Origin of the sequence: Streptomyces hokutonensis (assembly GCF_000376565.1) — a bacterium.
Taxonomy (GTDB): Bacteria; Actinomycetota; Actinomycetes; order Streptomycetales; family Streptomycetaceae; genus Streptomyces; species Streptomyces hokutonensis.
In genome coordinates, this window is record NZ_BARG01000062.1 from 132058 (window position 1) to 149255 (window position 17198).

The window sequence follows — 17198 nt, forward strand, 5'->3', positions numbered from 1 at the left end:
TCCGTGGAGGATCAGGTGGGCGCGATGCTCACCTCGTCGAACTCCGTGGTGCAGCGGACCGGTTGACTGCGCGAGCAGACCACCAGGCCGACGTAGTAGGGGGCGTCACCGAAGCCGGGGATCTCTCCGTCGGCGAGGGGGGTCCAGGTGACACCGTCATCGGTGGACAGCGCTGCGCTGAAGGCGGTCCCGGCGCGCTTCAGCCGCAGCAGGGCGGGGAGGGTGACGGCGGCACCGCCGGTGAAGGCGGAGGCACCGGCCACGGTCTTGCGGAGCATGAGCTGAGCGGTCGTACCACCGGTGACGATCACGCCCGCCGCCTGGTCGAACGGCGACAGCGACTTGGCCATGAGCAGCCCCACCCGGTCGGCCGTGGCACCGGTCCGGGAGACGAGCCGGGCGACGACCTCGCAGTCACCGCTGACCGGCCGCCGCACGAACTGCCCTGTCATTCCCTGGCCATTGGCGTTCAGATCGACGCCCGCGCCCCGCACGGTGAAGGTCCCGCCGTCGTACGACGTGCTGCCCGGCGTGGTGATCGCCACCACGCCCAGCGTCCCGAAGTCACGGTCGTCGAGCACGGTGTCGCCGAGATCGCCGTACGTCCACGGCGCGGGCGGCGCGGTGCCGACCGTGAGGACGAGGGTGCCGGTGGCGGTTCCTGAGGCGTTGGCGGCGGTGGTCGCGACCGTGAACTCCCCTGTCTCCGTGGGGATTCCGGAGATGAGCCCGGTACGCCGGTCGATGCGCAGCCCGGCGGGCAGGCCGTCCGCGGCGAACCGCACAGGCTCGTGCGAGGCCCGCAGCAGATGGCGGAAGTCGGCTCCCTCGTTCGTGAACACGACGTTCGTGGAGGTGAGTTGGGGCGTGGAGGGGCTCGGCATCACAGCCCGCACCGGCACCGAACGCGGCCCGCGCCCACCGGCGTTGGTCTTCGCGACCGTGTAGTGATACGTCGTTCCAGGCGTCCCCGTCGGGTCGACGTACCGGATGCGGGTGCCGAAGCCGACCGGGCCGACGCGGGTGGCGAGGGTCTTGTACGGCCCGTTGGCTCGGGTGGCGCGCAGGACCGTGTACTCGGCGGACAGGTCCGGGTCGGACCAGGCCAACTCGACGGCGTCGGCACCGGTTTCGGCCCTCAGGTCGGTGGCGGCGCGGGCCGGACGGGGCACGCACCAGACCGTGCCGCTCGTGGACGTCACGTCGACGTTGTCGAAGGCGCCGGTGCCGGTCTCGGCGTAGGCCTGGTCGACGCCGAGGCAGGAGGTGAGGGCGAGGCCCGCGTAGGCGGTGCGCCCCAACTCGACTTCAGACACGCCTACTTCGGTCCAATGGACGCCGTCCGGCGAGATGGCTCCGGTGCAGCGCGCGCCCTTCCGGGTCACTCTCACCCAGTAGGGCTTCCGCAGCCGGTAGCCGTCGCCCGCGCCCTCGACGTACGGCGCCTCCAGCGGGGTCGCCGACTCGGGCAGCGTGCCGAGGTTGGAGATCGGGAAGGACGCGTTCACAGTGATCGCCTGTTGCTGCGAGGGTGGTACGGGCGTGCTGCCGGTCGCGGAGATGTCGGCGCCGGTGGAGGGCCGGGTGGAGAACACCCCGCTCCAGGTGTGCAGCGGCAGCCCCTGGATCAGCATCGAGGCGTGCGGAGCGTCGGCGTCCAGGGAGGCGCGTACGGTGACGCCGATCTTGGAGTACTGCGAGCTGACCGGCCACACGATCCGCGCGGTGACCGTGCCGTCGCCGCGCAGCGGGAGGTGAGCGAGGCGGTAGGTGTCGGCGGTGCCGCTCGCCTCCAGGACGAAACGCTCACCGTCGAAGACAGCCGAACCGGGGATCTTCACGTCGTCGCCGATGTCCTGGGTCGACCAGGGCCCGGGGAGCCCGGCCGAGGCGGCTGCCCATGCCGAACTGCCGCTCACACCGAGCGAGTTGGCAGCGGCGACCGTGTAGTAGTACGTCCGTCCCGCGTGCACGTTCCGGTCGGTGTACGTCGGCCGTGCGACCCCGGACGCGATCCTCTCGTAGTGGCCGTCGACGTCGGTGGCCCGCAGGACCGTGTAGGAGTCGGCCCAGGTCGAGGGCAGCCAACTCACCTGCACGGAACGGTCGTTGCCCACAGCCGTGACACCGGCCGGTGGTGTCGGCACGGTCGGCGCGGATGCCGTGGCGCCGGCGTAGGCGAAGGTGCCCCAGCTCGGCAGGTCGTCGTTGCTGCCCTCGACGACCCGGCTGCCCCCGGTGCCACGGAAGACGGCGTTCTTCGTGTACGGGGTGTCGAGGCCGCGCACGCCTGCGTAATGCGCGTACGCCATCTCGTAGATGGGTGGCAGGGTGCCGCGCGAGGTGGCCGAGACGGCCAGCTTGATGTACTTGCCGGTGCGGTCGAGGTCGGGGACGAAGGGGACGTCGCCGCCGAGGTTGTAGCGGGCGGCGTACTCGACGTTGGCGAGGATGCGGTTGTCGTCGAAGCCCCAGAGGTCGACGCCCTGGTTCCAGGCGACCTGCGCGGCATCGGCGAGGAGGCCGACCGCGAGTTGTTCGTGGCCCTGGTCCCGGCCGCTCTCCTGGCCCTGGCCGGCGGCGGTGACGATGCGGTGGAGGACGCTCCCGTTGCCCGCGCCGGCCGCGGCGAAGCGGAGCGCGTCGTAGAAGAGGCTCGGTTCTTCGCAGAACACCCCTATGGCCAGCAGGGATTGAAGGGACGTCAGGTCCCAGTTGCCGTTGGCGTAGAGCATGTAGCAGGAGACGGCCGGGTACCAGACGCGGAGGAAGGAGTCCTCACAGCGGGCGATGTCGGCGGCGCTCCAGCCCTCGTAGCCGGTGTGGCGCAGGAGTTCGGCCGCGTTGACGAACTTGAAGGCCTGGAGGCCGGCGCCGAGCGGGCCGTCGGCTCCGGTGATGGCGGTGAGCGAGGCGGACCAGGCGTTGAGGATGTCGCGGGCCTTGTCCGCGTGCGCGGTGTCGCCGGTGACGGACCAGATGAGGGCGTTCTGGTAGGCGGCGGCCGAGTCGGCGACGGCCTGGTTCTGGTAGTTGGCGGGACCACGGCCCCAGGTGGTGATCTGCCCGGTGTTCTGCACGGTGTACGACGCGGAGGAGCGGGCGTGGGCCGCGAGCGCCAAGTAGCCGTCGTAGACCGGGGATTGCTTGGCGGCGACCGCCGCCCTCATCCGGGCGAGATCGTCGGCGGTGTGCAGCAGGCCGGGGTGGGAGAAGGTCACCTCGGTGTTGTCCGGGGCCGCCGCGGCCCGCCCGGGCACGAGCAGTCCGCTCACGCCCGAGGCCAGCAGGAGGGCGGCAGCGCCGCCGAGGAAACCTCGGCGGCTGAGCGTTCCCGATGTATTCGACTGCGGCTCGCCAACAGCGCCCCAAAGGGGCGCGGGGAACTGCGCGACCAGCTCCCACGGCGCCGCAGCCGACCGACGCCCCCTCCCAGGTGCAGGGTTCGTCATGACGCGGCAGCCGCCTCGGCCTCGGCAGTCGTAAGGAACTTCAAGTTGGTCACGTGCTCGTTGTAGAACCACTGGATCGCGTCCGTGGTGTAGTACCAGCTCGGCTTCTTCATCGAGTCGGCGACCACCAGCCCGTTGATCACCAGGTTCTCGAACGTGACGTTGGTGATGGCGTGTTCGGCGTCGTAGCCGAGGAAGAGCGACGGGTTGGCGTGGGTGCCCGTGTAGCTGAGGTTCTTGACGTAGACGCCGTTGATGCCGCGGCCGACCGAGGTGTTGTACTTCGTGTTGTACATGACCTTCATGTAGATGACCTGGCCCCAGCGGAAGTCCTCGATCCGTACGTCCTCGATGCGGACGTTCTTGATGAGGTTGGAGTCGCCGGGGTTGAGGGCGATGCAGCCCTGGTAGTTCATCTGGGGTTCGCGGTGGTCGAGGATGTCGATGTTCTTGATGACGAGGTTCTCGATCGTCTCGGGCGCGTCCGTGTTGCCGTGTGTGCCGACGTTGATCGGGTGGGCGACGTCGGCCCACAGGGTGCAGTTCTTGACGGTGATGTCGCGGGTGTCGCCGTAGTAGTTCCAGCGGTGGCAGTAGATGGCGATGCAGTCGTCGGAGTTGCGCATGAAGCAGCCGTCGAAGGTGATCCGGGTCGAGGAGAAGACGTCGAAGCCGTCGCCGTTGCCCTTCGAACTGAACGCGCGTGCCTTCTTGATGTGGACGTTGTCGCTCTCGGCGAACGTGCCCGCGTAGCCGGCCGGGTTGAGGATGATGACGTTCTCGACGCGGATGTTCTTGCTGCCCTCGCAGAGGACGGCGCCGCCGGGGTTGTTGTAGAGCACGCCGTGGCCCGTGAGGCGGGACTTCTCCACGTCCTTGAAGTAGACCTGCGCGGTCAGGACGGCGCCGCCCGCGAGGTAGACGGTCTTGCCGCTGGGGACGGTGAGGACGTTGCCGGTGACGGTGTGGACGCCGGGGCCGAAGTAGATGACGTCCGGGTCGTCGGCGGACGGGGCGTGGTGCTCGACGCGGTTGGTGATCAGGTGCAGGGCGTCGAAGATCTCGTCGTTGATCTGGACGACGACGTCCTTCGGCTCGTCGAGGGTGAACCGCAGGGTGTCGCCGAGGAGTTCGGGCTTGATGCCCAGCGCGTCCGGTCTCACCCGGGCCTTGGTGGTGCCGCCCTTGAGGTAGGTCACCTCGATCTCGACCGAGCCGTTGAAGTCGAAGTACGCCATCGACGAGCTGTAGACCTTGCCCGACCCGGTGGTGGCGTTGATCTCCTCGAACTGCGGCCGGTAGATGTCGAGGGTCTGCCAGGCACCGTCGGGGGCGGTACGGACCCGCACCTGGAAGCTGGTGTTGGTCGGCATGGTCGTCGGGCGCGGGTAAGTCACCAGCTTCGGGAGGGAGTTGTGGCCGTCGCCGGCGTGCGCCGCCGTGGCGGTCAGCCCGGACAGACCGGCGGCGAGCGCGGTGGCACCGGCGGCTTGGAGGGCCGCACGACGGGAAAGGGGCGTGTTCATACCTACTCCTTGCAAAGGGTGGAGAGGACGGGCTACTTGAGACCGCTCGTCGACATCCCGGCGACGAACCCGCGCTGGGCGACGAGGAAGATCAGCAGGATCGGGACGACGTACATCACGGAGGCCGCGGCCTGGAGGTTGGTGTTGGGGGTGCCGGCCGCCGAGACGTAGGTGGTCATCACCGCGACGGCGAGCGTGGAGTGGTCGGTGGAGAGCAGGAGTTGGGGCGCGATGTAGTCGCCCCAGGTCCAGGTGAAGGCGATGACGAAACTCGCCGAGAGGACCGGCCAGGACTGCGGGAGGAAGATCCGCCAGAAGATCCCGCCGTATCCGCAGCCGTCGACGACGGCCGCCTCCTCCAACTCGCGGGGCAGGCCCGCGAAGAACTGCCGGAAGAGGAAGACGAGATACGGGGCCGAGGACAGGCCCCACAGCACCCACGGCCAATAGGTGTCGACCATGCCGAACTTGGCGAAGATCAGATAGGTCGGCAGCAGGGTGATCATCTGGGGCAGCATCATCGAGCCGATGAGGATGCCGAACAGCACCTTCTTGCCGGGCGCGGTGAGCCGGGCGAAGCCGAAGCCGACCCAGGCGGAGCTGAGCGTGACGAGCGTGGCGTAAATCGTCGCGATGATCAGGGAGTTGCGGGCGTAGCCGAGGAAGTCGATGGCCCGGTAGGCGTCGACGAAGTTGTGCCACTCGAAGTGTGTCGGCAGCCAGTGCACGGGTGCGGCGGCCAGCTCGGCGGGGGCCTTGAGGCCGGTGAGGATCAGCCAGCCGAACGGGCCGAGGAACAGGCCGGTGATGACGACGAGTGCCGTGTAGAGGACGAGCCTGTTGACGCGTATCCGCGTGCGGGCCGGGGACTTGGGGTTCACGCTGGTGGCGGTCACTTCTGTGCCTCCGGGCCGACGTTGTAGAAGACCACGCCGGAGGTGAACCTGAAGATGAGTCCGGTCGCGACGAGGATCAGGACGAAGAGCACCCACAGCAGCGCGGAGGCGTAGCCGTACCGGCCGAGCGCGAAGTACTCCGAGAACACATGGATCATGTAGGTGTAGTTGGACTGCGGGATGGTGGTGAGGCCGCTCGTGCCGGCCATGGGGGCGAGCAGCATCGGCATGATGGTCTGCACCGAGGCGATCACCCCGGTCACGGTCTGGAAGAGCAGAACCGGTGACAGCAGCGGCACGGTGATGCTGCGGAAGGTGCGCCAGGCGCTCGCGCCGTCGATGCGGGCCGCCTCGTGGAGTTCGCGAGGGACGTCCTGGAGCCCCGCCAGCGAGATGATCATGATGTTGCCGGCGGCCCAGAGCACCGTCATGACGAGGACGTAGCGGGCGTAGGGGTCGGCCAGCCAGCCGATCGCGTCGAAGCCGAAGAAGGTCAACACACCGTTGGCGGCACCGGAGTTCTGGTCGAAGAGGTTCTTGAAGGCGATGCCCGCGCCCACCGGCGGTACCACGGCGGGGAGGTAGAGCAGGGTGCGGAAGAGCCCGCGTCCCTTCATGGGCCGGTTGACGAGGACGGCGAGTGCGAGTCCCGCGATGATCGACAGCGGCACGGAGAGCAGGGCGAACAGACCGGCCCGGCCGAGGGCGTCCCAGGTGACCGAATCGCCCATCAGCTCGCGGTAGTTGCCGAGGCCGACGTAGTGCCAGTGCGGGGAGATGCCGTCGTAGGTGGTGAAGCTCAGCCACAGCGCGTACGCCATGGGCGCGATGGTGAGCAGGGAGAAGCCGATGATCCACGGTGAGGCGAACATGTAGAACGCGCGGTGCTTGCGCGTGGTCATGGACGGCCCGGTGCGCGCGGCGGACCGGGACAGGCCGGCCTTCGCGGTCGGGCGCGGCCGTCCGACGGCCGGCGACGAGGCCTGATCGACCGTCATCCCACCTGCTCCTTCCCGCGTTTGATCTGCTTGTTGATGACCGAGTTGAGGCGTCCGGCGAGGCGGTCGACGGACAACTCGCCCTGCATCGCGGGCGTGGCGGCCTGGTTGAAGAGGGACTCGAAGGCGTCGCCCGAGATGTACGGGGAGATCGCGACCACCGAGAAGTGCTTCAGCTCGTTCTCCTGTGCGCTCAACGTCCGTTTCTGGAAGTCCTCCTGATGGGGCATCAGGGGTCGCAGGGACTTCAGGGTGGGGATGCCCCAGCCGCTGGAGGCGCGGGTCTTGGCCGGCGCTTCGCCGAAGTACCACTCGAAGACCCGCCAGGCGGCGTCCTTGTTCCTCGACTTGCGGGGCATCCACATGCCGGTGCCGCCCTGGCAGGCGCTGATCCGGGGGCCGCCCGCGAAGACGGGGGCGGGGGCGAGCCGGGAGACCTCGGCGAGCTTCTTGTCGGTGCCGATCATGCCGCCCATCCAGTAGCCGTTGTTCGACATGGCCATGCGACCGGCCTGGTAGGTGGGGCCGTCCCAGCCGTTGGGGTCCGGCAGGACGGGGCTGGGGCCGACCTTGAGCTTGCAGTAGTCCAGGTACCAGGCGAGCGCCTGGCGGGCCTCGGGGGTGGTGAAGTCGACCTTGGAGAAGTCGTCGGCGAACAGGCTGCCGCCGGCGGAGGCGGTCATGGTCGCCATGAGCGTGAGTTTGACCAGGCCGTTGTAGCTGCCGCCGAAGACCGTTGTCTGACCCTTCGAACGCTGTACGAGGTGTTGGGCATGGTCCAGCCACTCGTCGAAGGTGATGGGGGTGTCCTCCGACGGGTAGGCGACGCCCTTCTTGTCGAAGGCCGCGGTGTTGAACCAGTACATGGAGTCCTGGGAGAAGTCCTTGGCCATGCCGTAGCGGGGGCCCTTTCCCTGGACCTTTCCGTCGTAGCGCCAGAGGTCGTTGACGGGGTCCAGGTCGTCGGGACGCAGAACGCTGCTGGTGGCGAAGTACGAGTCCAGTTCCTGCATCACGTCCCGCGCGGCGTAGAACGCGGCGTCCACGGCGCCGACCCCGCGCACCAGGTCCGGCGGGTTGCCGCTGGTGAGCATCGCGATCAGCTTGGTGATGTCGTAGTCGACGCGCTTGATGGCGATTCCGGTGTCCTTCCGGGCCTGCCCGATCAGGTCGGGGTTGAGGTCGTCGGCCTTCGCCATCACCGTGACGGTCTCGCCCGCCGCGCCCACCCCGGTGGAGACCTGGAGGGCGCAGCCGTTCAGCGCCGCCGCGCCGGCCGCGGCACCGGTCGCCGAGAGGGCGAGAAATCGTCGGCGGCTCAGGGGAGCACCAGCATGTGGGTGCATGACCGCACCACCTCCAATAGAAACCGGTTGTCACACGTTGGGGCAGAGCTTCTTCCGGCTTGGAAACGGCGTCAAGACCTTGGGCGAACTTTCGAAAAGACTGGGTGACCTCTGCGACACAGTCCCGGAACACCGTCTACTAGAAACCGGTTGTCCGTGAGTGGGTGCGACGTCCCGCACACCGGGCCGGTGTCCGGGACGTCAGCGCAGGTCCGCGGCGCGCTCCGGGCTCTCGTCGAGGAAGCCGCCCGACTGGTGCTGCCAGAGCTTCGCGTAGGCGCCCTCGGCCGCCAACAGCTCCTGGTGCGTGCCCTGTTCGACGATCCGGCCGCGGTCGAGGACGACCAGCCGGTCCATGCCGGCGACCGTGCTCAGCCGGTGCGCGACCACGAGTGCGGTCCGCCCCTCCATGAGCCGCCACAGCGCCTCCTGGACGAGGACCTCGCTCTCCGAGTCGAGGGCGCTGGTGGCCTCGTCGAGCAGCAGGATCGGGGCGTCGCGCAGGATCGCCCGGGCCAGGGCGACGCGCTGGCGCTGACCGCCGGAGAGCTTGATCCCGCGCTCCCCCACCATCGTGTCGAAGCCGTCCGGCAACGCGTCGGCGAACTCGGTGACGTGCGCGGCCTCGGCCGCCCGGCGGACCTCGGCATCGGTGGCGTCGGGCCGGGCGAACGCGATGTTCTCCCGCAGGGTGCGGTGGAACATCGCCGGATCCTGCGGGACGTAGGCGATCAGGCTCCGCAGGTCGGCCTGGCGCAGCCGGCTGATGTCCTGGCCGCCGATCAGGATGCGACCGGAGTCGATGTCCGTCATGCGCAGCAGCAACCGGCTGAGCGTGGTCTTGCCGCCGCCGGACCGGCCCACGAGGCCGATCTTCGTCCCGCTGGGCACGGCCAGTTCGAGCCCGTCGAAGAGGGTGTCGGCGCCCGCGTGGGCGAAGGTCACGTTCTCGAAGCGGACGTCGGCGGCGCGGGAGAGCAGCGGTTCCGGCGTGTCCGGGTCGAGCACGGTGGGCGAGGCCAGCAGCAGTTCGGTGAACTGGGCGGCTTCCGTCATCGAGCTTTCCAGGCGCCGGTAGATCTGGTTGAACTCGAACATGATCCGGGTCGCGTTGGAGTAGTACGTGAACGCGACCACGACCGCCTCGACTCCGTGCTCGCCGCCGCCGAGCGCGACCGCGAGCAGCAGGCCAAGTGCGTTGGTGAGTACGGAGAGTGGCGCGACGATGGTGTCGATGCGCAGGTTGCCGTAGTCCCAGGAACGGAGGGTCAGCCGGCGTGACTTGGCGACGCGGGAGCGGTGTTCGGCGGCCTCGCGTTCCTCGGCGGCGAACGCGCGGACCGTGTCCATGTTCATCAGGCTGTCGGCGACATGGCCGGAGACCCGGGCGATGGCCTCCTCGCGCTGGTCGACGAGTGCCTGGCGGCGCCGGATGAGGGGTGCCACGACCAGGGCGGTGAGCGCGATCATCACCAACAGCCCTACGACGAGCAGCGGTTCGTAGCGCCACAGCACGACCGAGCCGAACAGCAGCGGCACCAGGCTGCCGACGACCTGGAAGGTCATCGTGTCGACGAACTCCTCGAAGCGGGAGGCGAAGCTCAGCACCCGCTTGGTGAGCGACCCCGCGAAGTTCTCGTGGAAGAACGCGGCGTCCTTCGCGAACAGTTCGTCCATGCCGATCACATACAGGTGCTCGATCCCGAGCGCGTCCAGCCGGTTCAGACAGTGCAGTCCGAGCCGCCACAGCACCTCGGCGAACAGCAGCACCCCGGCGAACCCGAGGACGTACGGCAGCGTCGAGCCGACGCCGATGCCCGTGTCGCCGGCGATGCGGCCGACGAGCTTGGCGACGATCAGCGGAGCGATGTAGTTGATGCCGATGTTGCCCAGCGCCGGCAGCAGTGTGGCGGGCGCGGTCCACCGCCGGAGCCGGGCCAACTCCCGGCCGTAGTAACGCAGTGCGAGAAGCACCGAGCCCCGGCGCGACCCGGCCTCGCGCGTGTCAGGCGTTCCCATCCCCCACCCCATGATGTCGTACGGCAGCCCGGCATCGGCGCTGGCCAGGAATGGCAGTGTCCCGCGCAGGCACGGGTGCGGTCCAAGCGTTTTTCCCTCAACAGCGGTGATGCGCACGGGGGATGTGGGCCCTACGGTGACTCCATGGTGATCCCGGTGAGTGAGCCCCTGCGGCTCCCCGACATGCCGTTGCACGATCCGTTCGTCGTCGCGGACGAGGAGACGCGCACCTATCACCTCTACACGTCCAACGACCCTTCGGTGTCGGGTGTGGAGGGCGTCGGCACGATGGTCTACCGCAGCCACGACCTGCGCGACTGGGCGCGTCCCGCGGTGGTCTTCCAGGCGGCGGAGCAGACCGGCCTCTGGGCGGGCGACGGCGGTTGGGCGCCGGAGGTGCACCGGTGGAACGGCCGCTACTACCTGTTCACCACGCTGCACGACGAGAAGAGCCCGCTGCCGGTGCCGCCCCCCGGCCGCTGGGGCACACCGTTCGCCCTCGTGAACCACCGGCGCGGCACGGTCACGGCCGTGTCCGATTCCCTGCTCGGCCCCTTCACCTCGGTCGACCCCGCCCGCCCCACCCCGCCCGGGCACCTCATGACCCTGGACGGCACGCTGTACGTCGACCCGTCCGGGCAGCCGTGGATGGTGTACGCGCACGAGTGGCTGCAGACCGTCGACGGCACCATGGAGGCGATCCGGCTGGCCCCGGACCTCACCGGGACGATCGGCGACCCGGTCTTCCTGTTCAAGGCCTCGGACGCGTCCTGGATCGGCGAGGAGATCCCGGCCGGCGTCCCGCACCAACTCCCGCCCTACGTCACGGACGGACCGCAGCTCTACCGCACCCCCGACGGTTCCCTGCTCATGCTCTGGTCGACGTACGAGAAGAACCGTGCGGACCCGGACGGCACCTTGAGCGGCGGTTACGTCCAGACGTACGCCGTCTCGGAGTCGGGCGAACTCACCGGGCCGTGGCGCCAACACCGGCCGCTGGTACGGGAGGACAGCGGGCACGGCATGCTGTTCCCCACGTTCGACGGGCGGTTGATGCTGATTCTCCACCGCCCGTTTGAGAACGCGCGCGGCAAGTTGTACGAAGTGGAGCTGCTGGACCGCGAGTTGCGGGTGGTGCGGCAGCGCACGGACCTGGACGGCGGGGGCTGACGCGACACCGCCCGCTCCTCAGGCTCCGAACACCTGGAACTCCGAGACCTGCCCGGCCGGCCAGCCGTTGTTGGCCGAGACGGTGAGGCGTACGTAGCGGACGCTGACCGTGGACGGGAGGGTGAGGGTCGCGGTGTTGCCGGTCGCCGGGTCGAAGGTGTAGCCCGCCGCGGCGAGGAGCTGGGTGGAGGTGCCGGCGTCCGTGCCGCCCTGGACTGAGATGGTCTGGGTCCGGGTGGACCAGGCCGTCGCCGGCGGGAGGTTGAGGACGATCCGTCTGACGCCGGTCGCGGCGCCCAGGTCGACCTGGATCCACTGCGGGAAGGCGTTGTTGGCGGACTCCCAGTAGGTGGAGGTGTCGCCGTCGGTCGCGTTGGCCGAGGCGTAGACCTGGGTGTGGCTGCTCTCCGAAGTGGGGCGATGGAGGGCGAGGTTGGTGGTGGAGGAGGGGGCGTCGGTGGTGACGGTGACCTGGTTGGAGGGCTGGGACACGTTTCCGGCCGCGTCGAGGGCGACGACGTCGAAGGTGTAGGCGGTGGACGCGCCAAGTCCGGTGACGGTGAAGGACGTTGAGCCGGTGGTGCCCACCTGTGTGCTGGTCGAGCCGGACACCTGGAGGATCCGGTAGCCGGTCACGCCGACGTTGTCGGTCGAGGTGTTCCAGCTCAGTGAGACGGAGTTGCTGGTGTGTCCGGTGACGGTCAGGCCGGCCGGCGCGGCGGGCGGGCTGGTGTCACCTCCGTTGGGAACCACCGGCTGAGTGGGGCGAGTTGGGGTCAGTGCGAGCTGGCCCTTGAGCATGCGACCACCGTCGCCGGTCAGCCGCAGGTAGTAGTCGGAGGAGCAGGCGGTGCCGTCCTCGTCGAGGGCGAGGAACCCGGAGTCGATCGGCACCCACGCCTGCGTCTCCGCGGTCTTGGCGATCTGGTTGCCCTCGTTGTACTCGTCGAACATCGAGATGTAGATGCCCTGCACCCCGGCCCGCACCACGTTGTAGAACTGCCGCCACATGAAGTCGCCGTGCGCGCGCTGCCGTCCGGAGACATCGCCGGGCAGGACGCAGGGCTGGTAGTCGATGCCGTTGGCGTTGCAGTCGGCCTGGTCGGGGACCGTGTAGGTGGTGTACGCGTTGTCGGCCTCGGTGACATTGCCGATGGCGCCGACCATCCACGGCGAGATCATGTTGAAGGCGTGGTAGACGCCCAGGAAGCCGGACTGCGAGCCCCCGGTACCGGTCCGCCACTCGCGCGGAACGCCGCCGATGACGTAACACCCCTGCCCCTTGAACCAGTTGACGACGTCCAGGCAGGCGTCGGGAGTGAAGGGGTGGTTGGGGTCGTTGAAGCCGAAGCCCCAAATGCACACCACCGGCTTGCCGTTCTGCTTCGCGTACGCCGAACTCGCCGTGTGCGCCGACATCTTGTTCGTCCAGTCCGTCTTGATCTCGGACTGCATGTTCGTCCAGTTGGAGACGTCGTACATGATGTAGAACTTCCGGCCGTACGACTCGGCGGCGCTGCGCACCTTGGTCGCCATGGCGTCACGCGTGGGGCCCTCGCCGCCGGTGGGGTTGAAGCGTTGCAGGGCGGCCGTGTCGATGCCGTTCTGCTGCAACCACAGGAAGTGGGTGTTCACCGTCTGCTGGTCGTAGGACGAGAACAGCTTGGCGGGCTGGCCGTTGCCGAGGGCGGCATACGAGGTCTGGTAGGTGTTGGTGTACTCACGCACGTCGGGCCAGCACTTGATGTTGGTGTTGTTGCGGGACGGCGCCTGGCCCCAGTCCTGGCTCCAGTGCCACCAGCCGTTGATGGGCGCGCCGTCGCCGATACAGGCGAACCAGCCCTGGTAGCCGACGGTGACCTTGCCGACCACGTCGCCCGGCGAGCTCGCGGCTGACGCTGTTGGGGGGAATACGGCCTCCGCCGCTCCCACCGCGGTGGCCGCGATCGCGGCCCTCAGGAAGACTCTGCGGGTGACACCCATCTCGACTCCTTTCGGTGGTGGGGACCGCCGGGCGCGGACGCGCCCGGCGGCACCGTCGTGTCAGGTCAGGTGTTCCAGACCTGGAACTCGGAGATCTGGCCGGCCGGCCAGCCGTTGTTCGCCGTGATGTTCACCCGCAGGTATCGCTCGGTGGCCGCGGTGAACGTGATCGTGACGGTGTTGTTGGTGGTGGGGTCGAAGGTGTACGTCGCCGACGACTTGAGGGTGGTGAAGGCGGCGCCGTCGGTGCTGCCCGACAGGGACAGCGTCTGGCCCCGGGCGCCCCAGGTCGCGGGGAGCCGGAGGACGACGCGGCTCGCGCTCTGCGCGGACCCGAGGTCGACCTGGACCCACTGCGGGAAGGCGTTGTTGGCGCTCTCCCAGTAGGTGCCCTGGTTGCCGTCCGTCACGTTCGACGAGGCGTAGACGTCGGTGTGGCTGGACTCGGTGGTGGCCGCGCCCGCCGCCAGGTTCCTGCTCACCGTGCCGGCTCCGGTGCCGGTCAGCGCGACCGTGGTCGTACCGTTCGACGCGTTGCTTGCGATGTCGAGTTCGCCGGTGCGGGTGCCGGACGCGGTGGGTGTGAACGTGACGGCCACCGTGCAGGAGGCACCCGCCGCGATCGACGTCCCGCAGGTGTTGCTCTGCGCGAAGTCGCCCGTGGTGGTGACGCCGGAGACGGTCGCGGCCGCGGTCCCGGTGTTGGTCACCGTGACCGTCTGCGCGCTGCTCGCGGTGTTGAGCGCCTGGGTGGGATACGTCAACGAGGTCGGGCTGGCCGACAGGGTCGCCGGTGAGGAGCCCCCGCTGCTCGGGAACACCTCGAAGTCAGACAACTGGGCGGCGTTCCAGCCGGTGTTGGAGCTGATGTTGACCCGCACGTAGCGCGCCGTGGCGGCGCTGAACGTGATGGTCGCCGTGTTGCCGTTGGCGTTCGGGTCGAAGGTGTAGCCCGCCGAGGCCTTGATCGTGGAGAAGCTGGAGCCGTCCGTGGAGCCCTGCACCGACAGGGTCTCGGTGCGGGCCGACCATGCCGTGGCCGGCGGGAGTTTGAGGACGACCTTGCCGACGCTGTAGTTCTGGCCGAGGTCGACCTGCGCCCACTGCGGGAACGAGCCGTTCGTGCCCTCCCAGTACGTCGACGCGTCCGGGTCGGTGAGGTTCGAGGCGACGTAGGGGCTGTTGCTCGAACTCGCCGAAGCCGGCCGCCCGGCGGCGATGTTGGTGGTGCTGTCGATGCCGGTTCCGGTCAGGGAGACCGTGGTCGGGCTGTTGTTGGCGTTGCTGGTGACGGTCAGGTTGCCCGTGCGCGCTCCGCCCGTGGTGGGCTTGAAGCCGACGGTCACCGTGCAGGAGGCGCCGACCGCGAGGGTCGAGCAGTTGTTGGTCTGGCTGAAGTCACCGGTCGCCGCGACCGCGGAGACGGTCGCCGACGCGGTGCCCGAGTTCGTCACCTTCACCGTCTGCGCGGTGGCCGACGAGCCGACCACCGTACCGTCGAAGGCCAGACTCGCCGGGTCGGTGTTCAGTACCGGTCCCGGCGCGGTGCCGGTACCGGAGAGGGTGACCGTGTTGGTGACCCCGCCCGCGTTGACGGTCAGAGATCCGCTACGGCTGCCCGTCGCGGTCGGCGCGAACTTCACGCTGACCGTGCAGGAGCCGTTCGCCGCGATCGACGAGCCGCAGGTGTTGGTCTGGGAGAAGTCGCCGCTGGTGGAGATCGAGGAGACGGACGCCGCGGAGCTGGTCGGGTTGGAGACCGTCACGGTCTGCGCGTCGCTCGTCGAACCGGTCGCCACCGAACCGAAGTTGAGCGCGCCGGGGGTGGCCGTCACGCCTTCGGGTGGGTACGGCGGGTAGACCGGGGCCGGCCAGCCGCCGCAGTAAGGCGTGCCGCTGATACCGGAGTTGCCGCCGCCGTCGGTGACGACGAAGCTGCCGCCCGAGCAGCTGTACACCGGGTTCGAGTAACCGACGCCGGTGGCCGAGACGTTGGTGAACTTGGCCGCGCCGCCGGTCTGTTCCTGGAGGGCGAAGGTTCCGGTGCCGGCGATGGTCACGTTGTTGAGGTTGACCCCGCTGATGGTGCCCTCGACCCACTGGACCGCTTCGTAGGGGCTCTGCTGGATCAGCGCGTTGGTCACGTTGATGGGGCCGGTGATCGCGCCCTGGCTGCCGTCGAACCACAACGCGCCCACGCCGAACTGCCAGTTGGGGTCGAGGCTGCCGGCCCGGACCATGGTGTTGTCGGAGATGGTGGTGGTGCCGACCGGTGTCGAGGTGAAGCGCTGCCCCACGTGGATGCCGCCGCCCTGGGCGATGCCGGTGTCCACCACGCGGTTGCCGCTGACGGTGTTGTCGTGACCGCCGTAGATCGCGATGGCGTTGGCGAGGATCTGCAGGGACACGGTGTTGTTGGAGATCGTGTCGTTGGCGTCGGCGCCGATGGCGGAGTCCGCCCAGGTGGCGATGCCGTCGTCGCCGGTGTTGCGGATGTCGCTGTTGGTCACCTTCGAATTGGTGACGCCGCCATGGAAGTTGATGCCGTCGGCGGTGGTGTCCCGGATGCGCATGCCGGTGAACGTCAGTCCGTCCATCGGTCCGTCCATCCAGGCGCCGACCTTCATGTGGTCGATCCACAGGTTGGAGACGGTGGAGCTGCTCATCGCGCCGCCGATGCCGTTGACCTGGGCGCTGTCGTCGCGTTCCTGCACATTGCCGAAGATCGCGAAGTTCTGCAGACGGACACCGGTGCTCGCGTTGGGCGCGGAGTTGCCGTAGAAGCCGGGGGCCGTGCCGGTGACCGTCGAATACCACATGCCGGCGCCGGCGATCGTGACGTTGTTGACGCTGATGTGGCCGGGGATGTTGAAGGTGCCCGGCGGGATCCACACGGTGCCGCCGGGGCCGGCCGAGCTGATCGCGGCGTTGAACGCGCTGGTCGCGTCGGCCACGCCGGTCGCGTCGGCGCCCTTGCTGGTCACCGAGACCGAGCCGGAGGGGGCGGTCAGGGCGGCGCCGACCTGCTCGAAGTCGGCGAAGTCGATCGTGTAGGAGGAGGCGGTGTCGCCCGCGTCGACCTGGAGCTTGAAGGTCGTGCCCGCCGGATAGGTGGTGGAGAACAGGCGGTGGGCCTCGTCGTAGAAGTGGTGCGGGTTGCTGCCCGGTGTGTTGGTGAAGGGGTAGCTGCCGTAGTACCAGCTGTAGGCGTTGGTCAGGGTGAAGTCGGGCTGCTTGACGCCGTTGACGTACAGCGACAGCGCGGCGGTGTACACCGAGCCGCCCGAGGTGTCGGGAATGCTGTAGCGGAAGTTGATCGAGTTGGTGGCCACCGGCGTGGTGAACGTGACGTACTGGCCGGTGCCCTGGAGGGTCGTCGCCTTGCGGTAGGACGCCTCGTCGGCGAGCTGGCCGGCGGTGTAACTCGGGCCGATGTTGGTGCCGTTGGTGGCGGAGTTCTCCGCCTGCACCTCGACGTAGGGCAGGCTCGCGCCGCTGCCGCCGGTGGCGGTGGACGCCGCCGAGGCGGGTGGTGCCGCCAGAGCGAAGACGCCTACGGCGGCCAGCATCACGGTGCTGACCGCCCAGACGAGGGCTCGTCTCAGATCTCGGATGGAATGGAACACGTGCCACTCCTTTGATCACGAAATGCCGCAACTGTTCCGCGGGCATCGCCAGGGAGGGGAGGGAGACGGGGGGTTGGTGACGATGTATGGGGGACCGTAATGTCATAGACATGATCACGCAATAACTAGACAGAACTCTGCAACAAACAAAAACACGGCCCGCAAGATCTCAGGCGGGCCGT

9 protein-coding genes are annotated in these 17198 nt (G+C 68.7%); 1 reads left to right on the plus strand and 8 read right to left on the minus strand.

Annotation, left to right across the window (positions count from 1 at the left end; all coding sequences use genetic code 11):
• Positions 1 to 11 precede the first annotated feature (11 nt).
• The 6 genes from SSP08S_RS36875 to SSP08S_RS36900 form a co-directional block, all read right to left on the minus strand.
• On the minus strand, positions 12 to 3290 hold the full coding sequence (locus tag SSP08S_RS36875; RefSeq protein ID WP_051106057.1) for an alginate lyase family protein: 3279 nt from the start codon (positions 3288 to 3290) through the stop codon (positions 12 to 14).
• A 158-nt stretch (positions 3291 to 3448) separates the two neighbouring features.
• Complete coding sequence (locus SSP08S_RS36880) at positions 3449 to 4978, minus strand: glycosyl hydrolase family 28 protein (protein ID WP_019072670.1); 1530 nt, start codon at positions 4976 to 4978, stop codon at positions 3449 to 3451.
• 32 nt (positions 4979 to 5010) lie between these two features.
• On the minus strand, positions 5011 to 5874 hold the full coding sequence (locus SSP08S_RS36885) for a carbohydrate ABC transporter permease (protein WP_019072671.1): 864 nt from the start codon (positions 5872 to 5874) through the stop codon (positions 5011 to 5013).
• Complete coding sequence (locus SSP08S_RS36890) at positions 5871 to 6872, minus strand: carbohydrate ABC transporter permease (RefSeq protein WP_019072672.1); 1002 nt, start codon at positions 6870 to 6872, stop codon at positions 5871 to 5873. The genes SSP08S_RS36885 and SSP08S_RS36890 overlap by 4 nt, the downstream gene beginning before the upstream one ends.
• Complete coding sequence (locus SSP08S_RS36895; RefSeq protein WP_026179150.1) at positions 6869 to 8218, minus strand: extracellular solute-binding protein; 1350 nt, start codon at positions 8216 to 8218, stop codon at positions 6869 to 6871. The genes SSP08S_RS36890 and SSP08S_RS36895 overlap by 4 nt, the downstream gene beginning before the upstream one ends.
• Before the next feature lie 201 nt (positions 8219 to 8419).
• On the minus strand, positions 8420 to 10237 hold the full coding sequence (locus SSP08S_RS36900) for an ABC transporter ATP-binding protein (RefSeq protein ID WP_078532633.1): 1818 nt from the start codon (positions 10235 to 10237) through the stop codon (positions 8420 to 8422).
• 144 nt (positions 10238 to 10381) lie between these two features.
• Here SSP08S_RS36900 and SSP08S_RS36905 point away from each other — a divergent pair, with 144 nt between their 5' ends.
• Complete coding sequence (locus SSP08S_RS36905; RefSeq protein WP_019072675.1) at positions 10382 to 11407, plus strand: glycoside hydrolase family 43 protein; 1026 nt, start codon at positions 10382 to 10384, stop codon at positions 11405 to 11407.
• A gap of 18 nt (positions 11408 to 11425) precedes the next feature.
• Here the strand turns inward: SSP08S_RS36905 and SSP08S_RS36910 are convergent, their stop codons facing one another.
• Both SSP08S_RS36910 and SSP08S_RS36915 read right to left on the minus strand, forming a co-directional pair.
• On the minus strand, positions 11426 to 13390 hold the full coding sequence (locus SSP08S_RS36910; protein WP_019072676.1) for a glycoside hydrolase family 99 protein: 1965 nt from the start codon (positions 13388 to 13390) through the stop codon (positions 11426 to 11428).
• A 65-nt stretch (positions 13391 to 13455) separates the two neighbouring features.
• Positions 13456 to 17016 carry a choice-of-anchor D domain-containing protein gene (locus SSP08S_RS36915; protein WP_019072677.1) on the minus strand — a complete coding sequence of 1187 codons (3561 nt, stop codon included), beginning with the start codon at positions 17014 to 17016 and terminating at the stop codon, positions 13456 to 13458.
• Between the last annotated feature and the right edge of the window lie 182 nt (positions 17017 to 17198).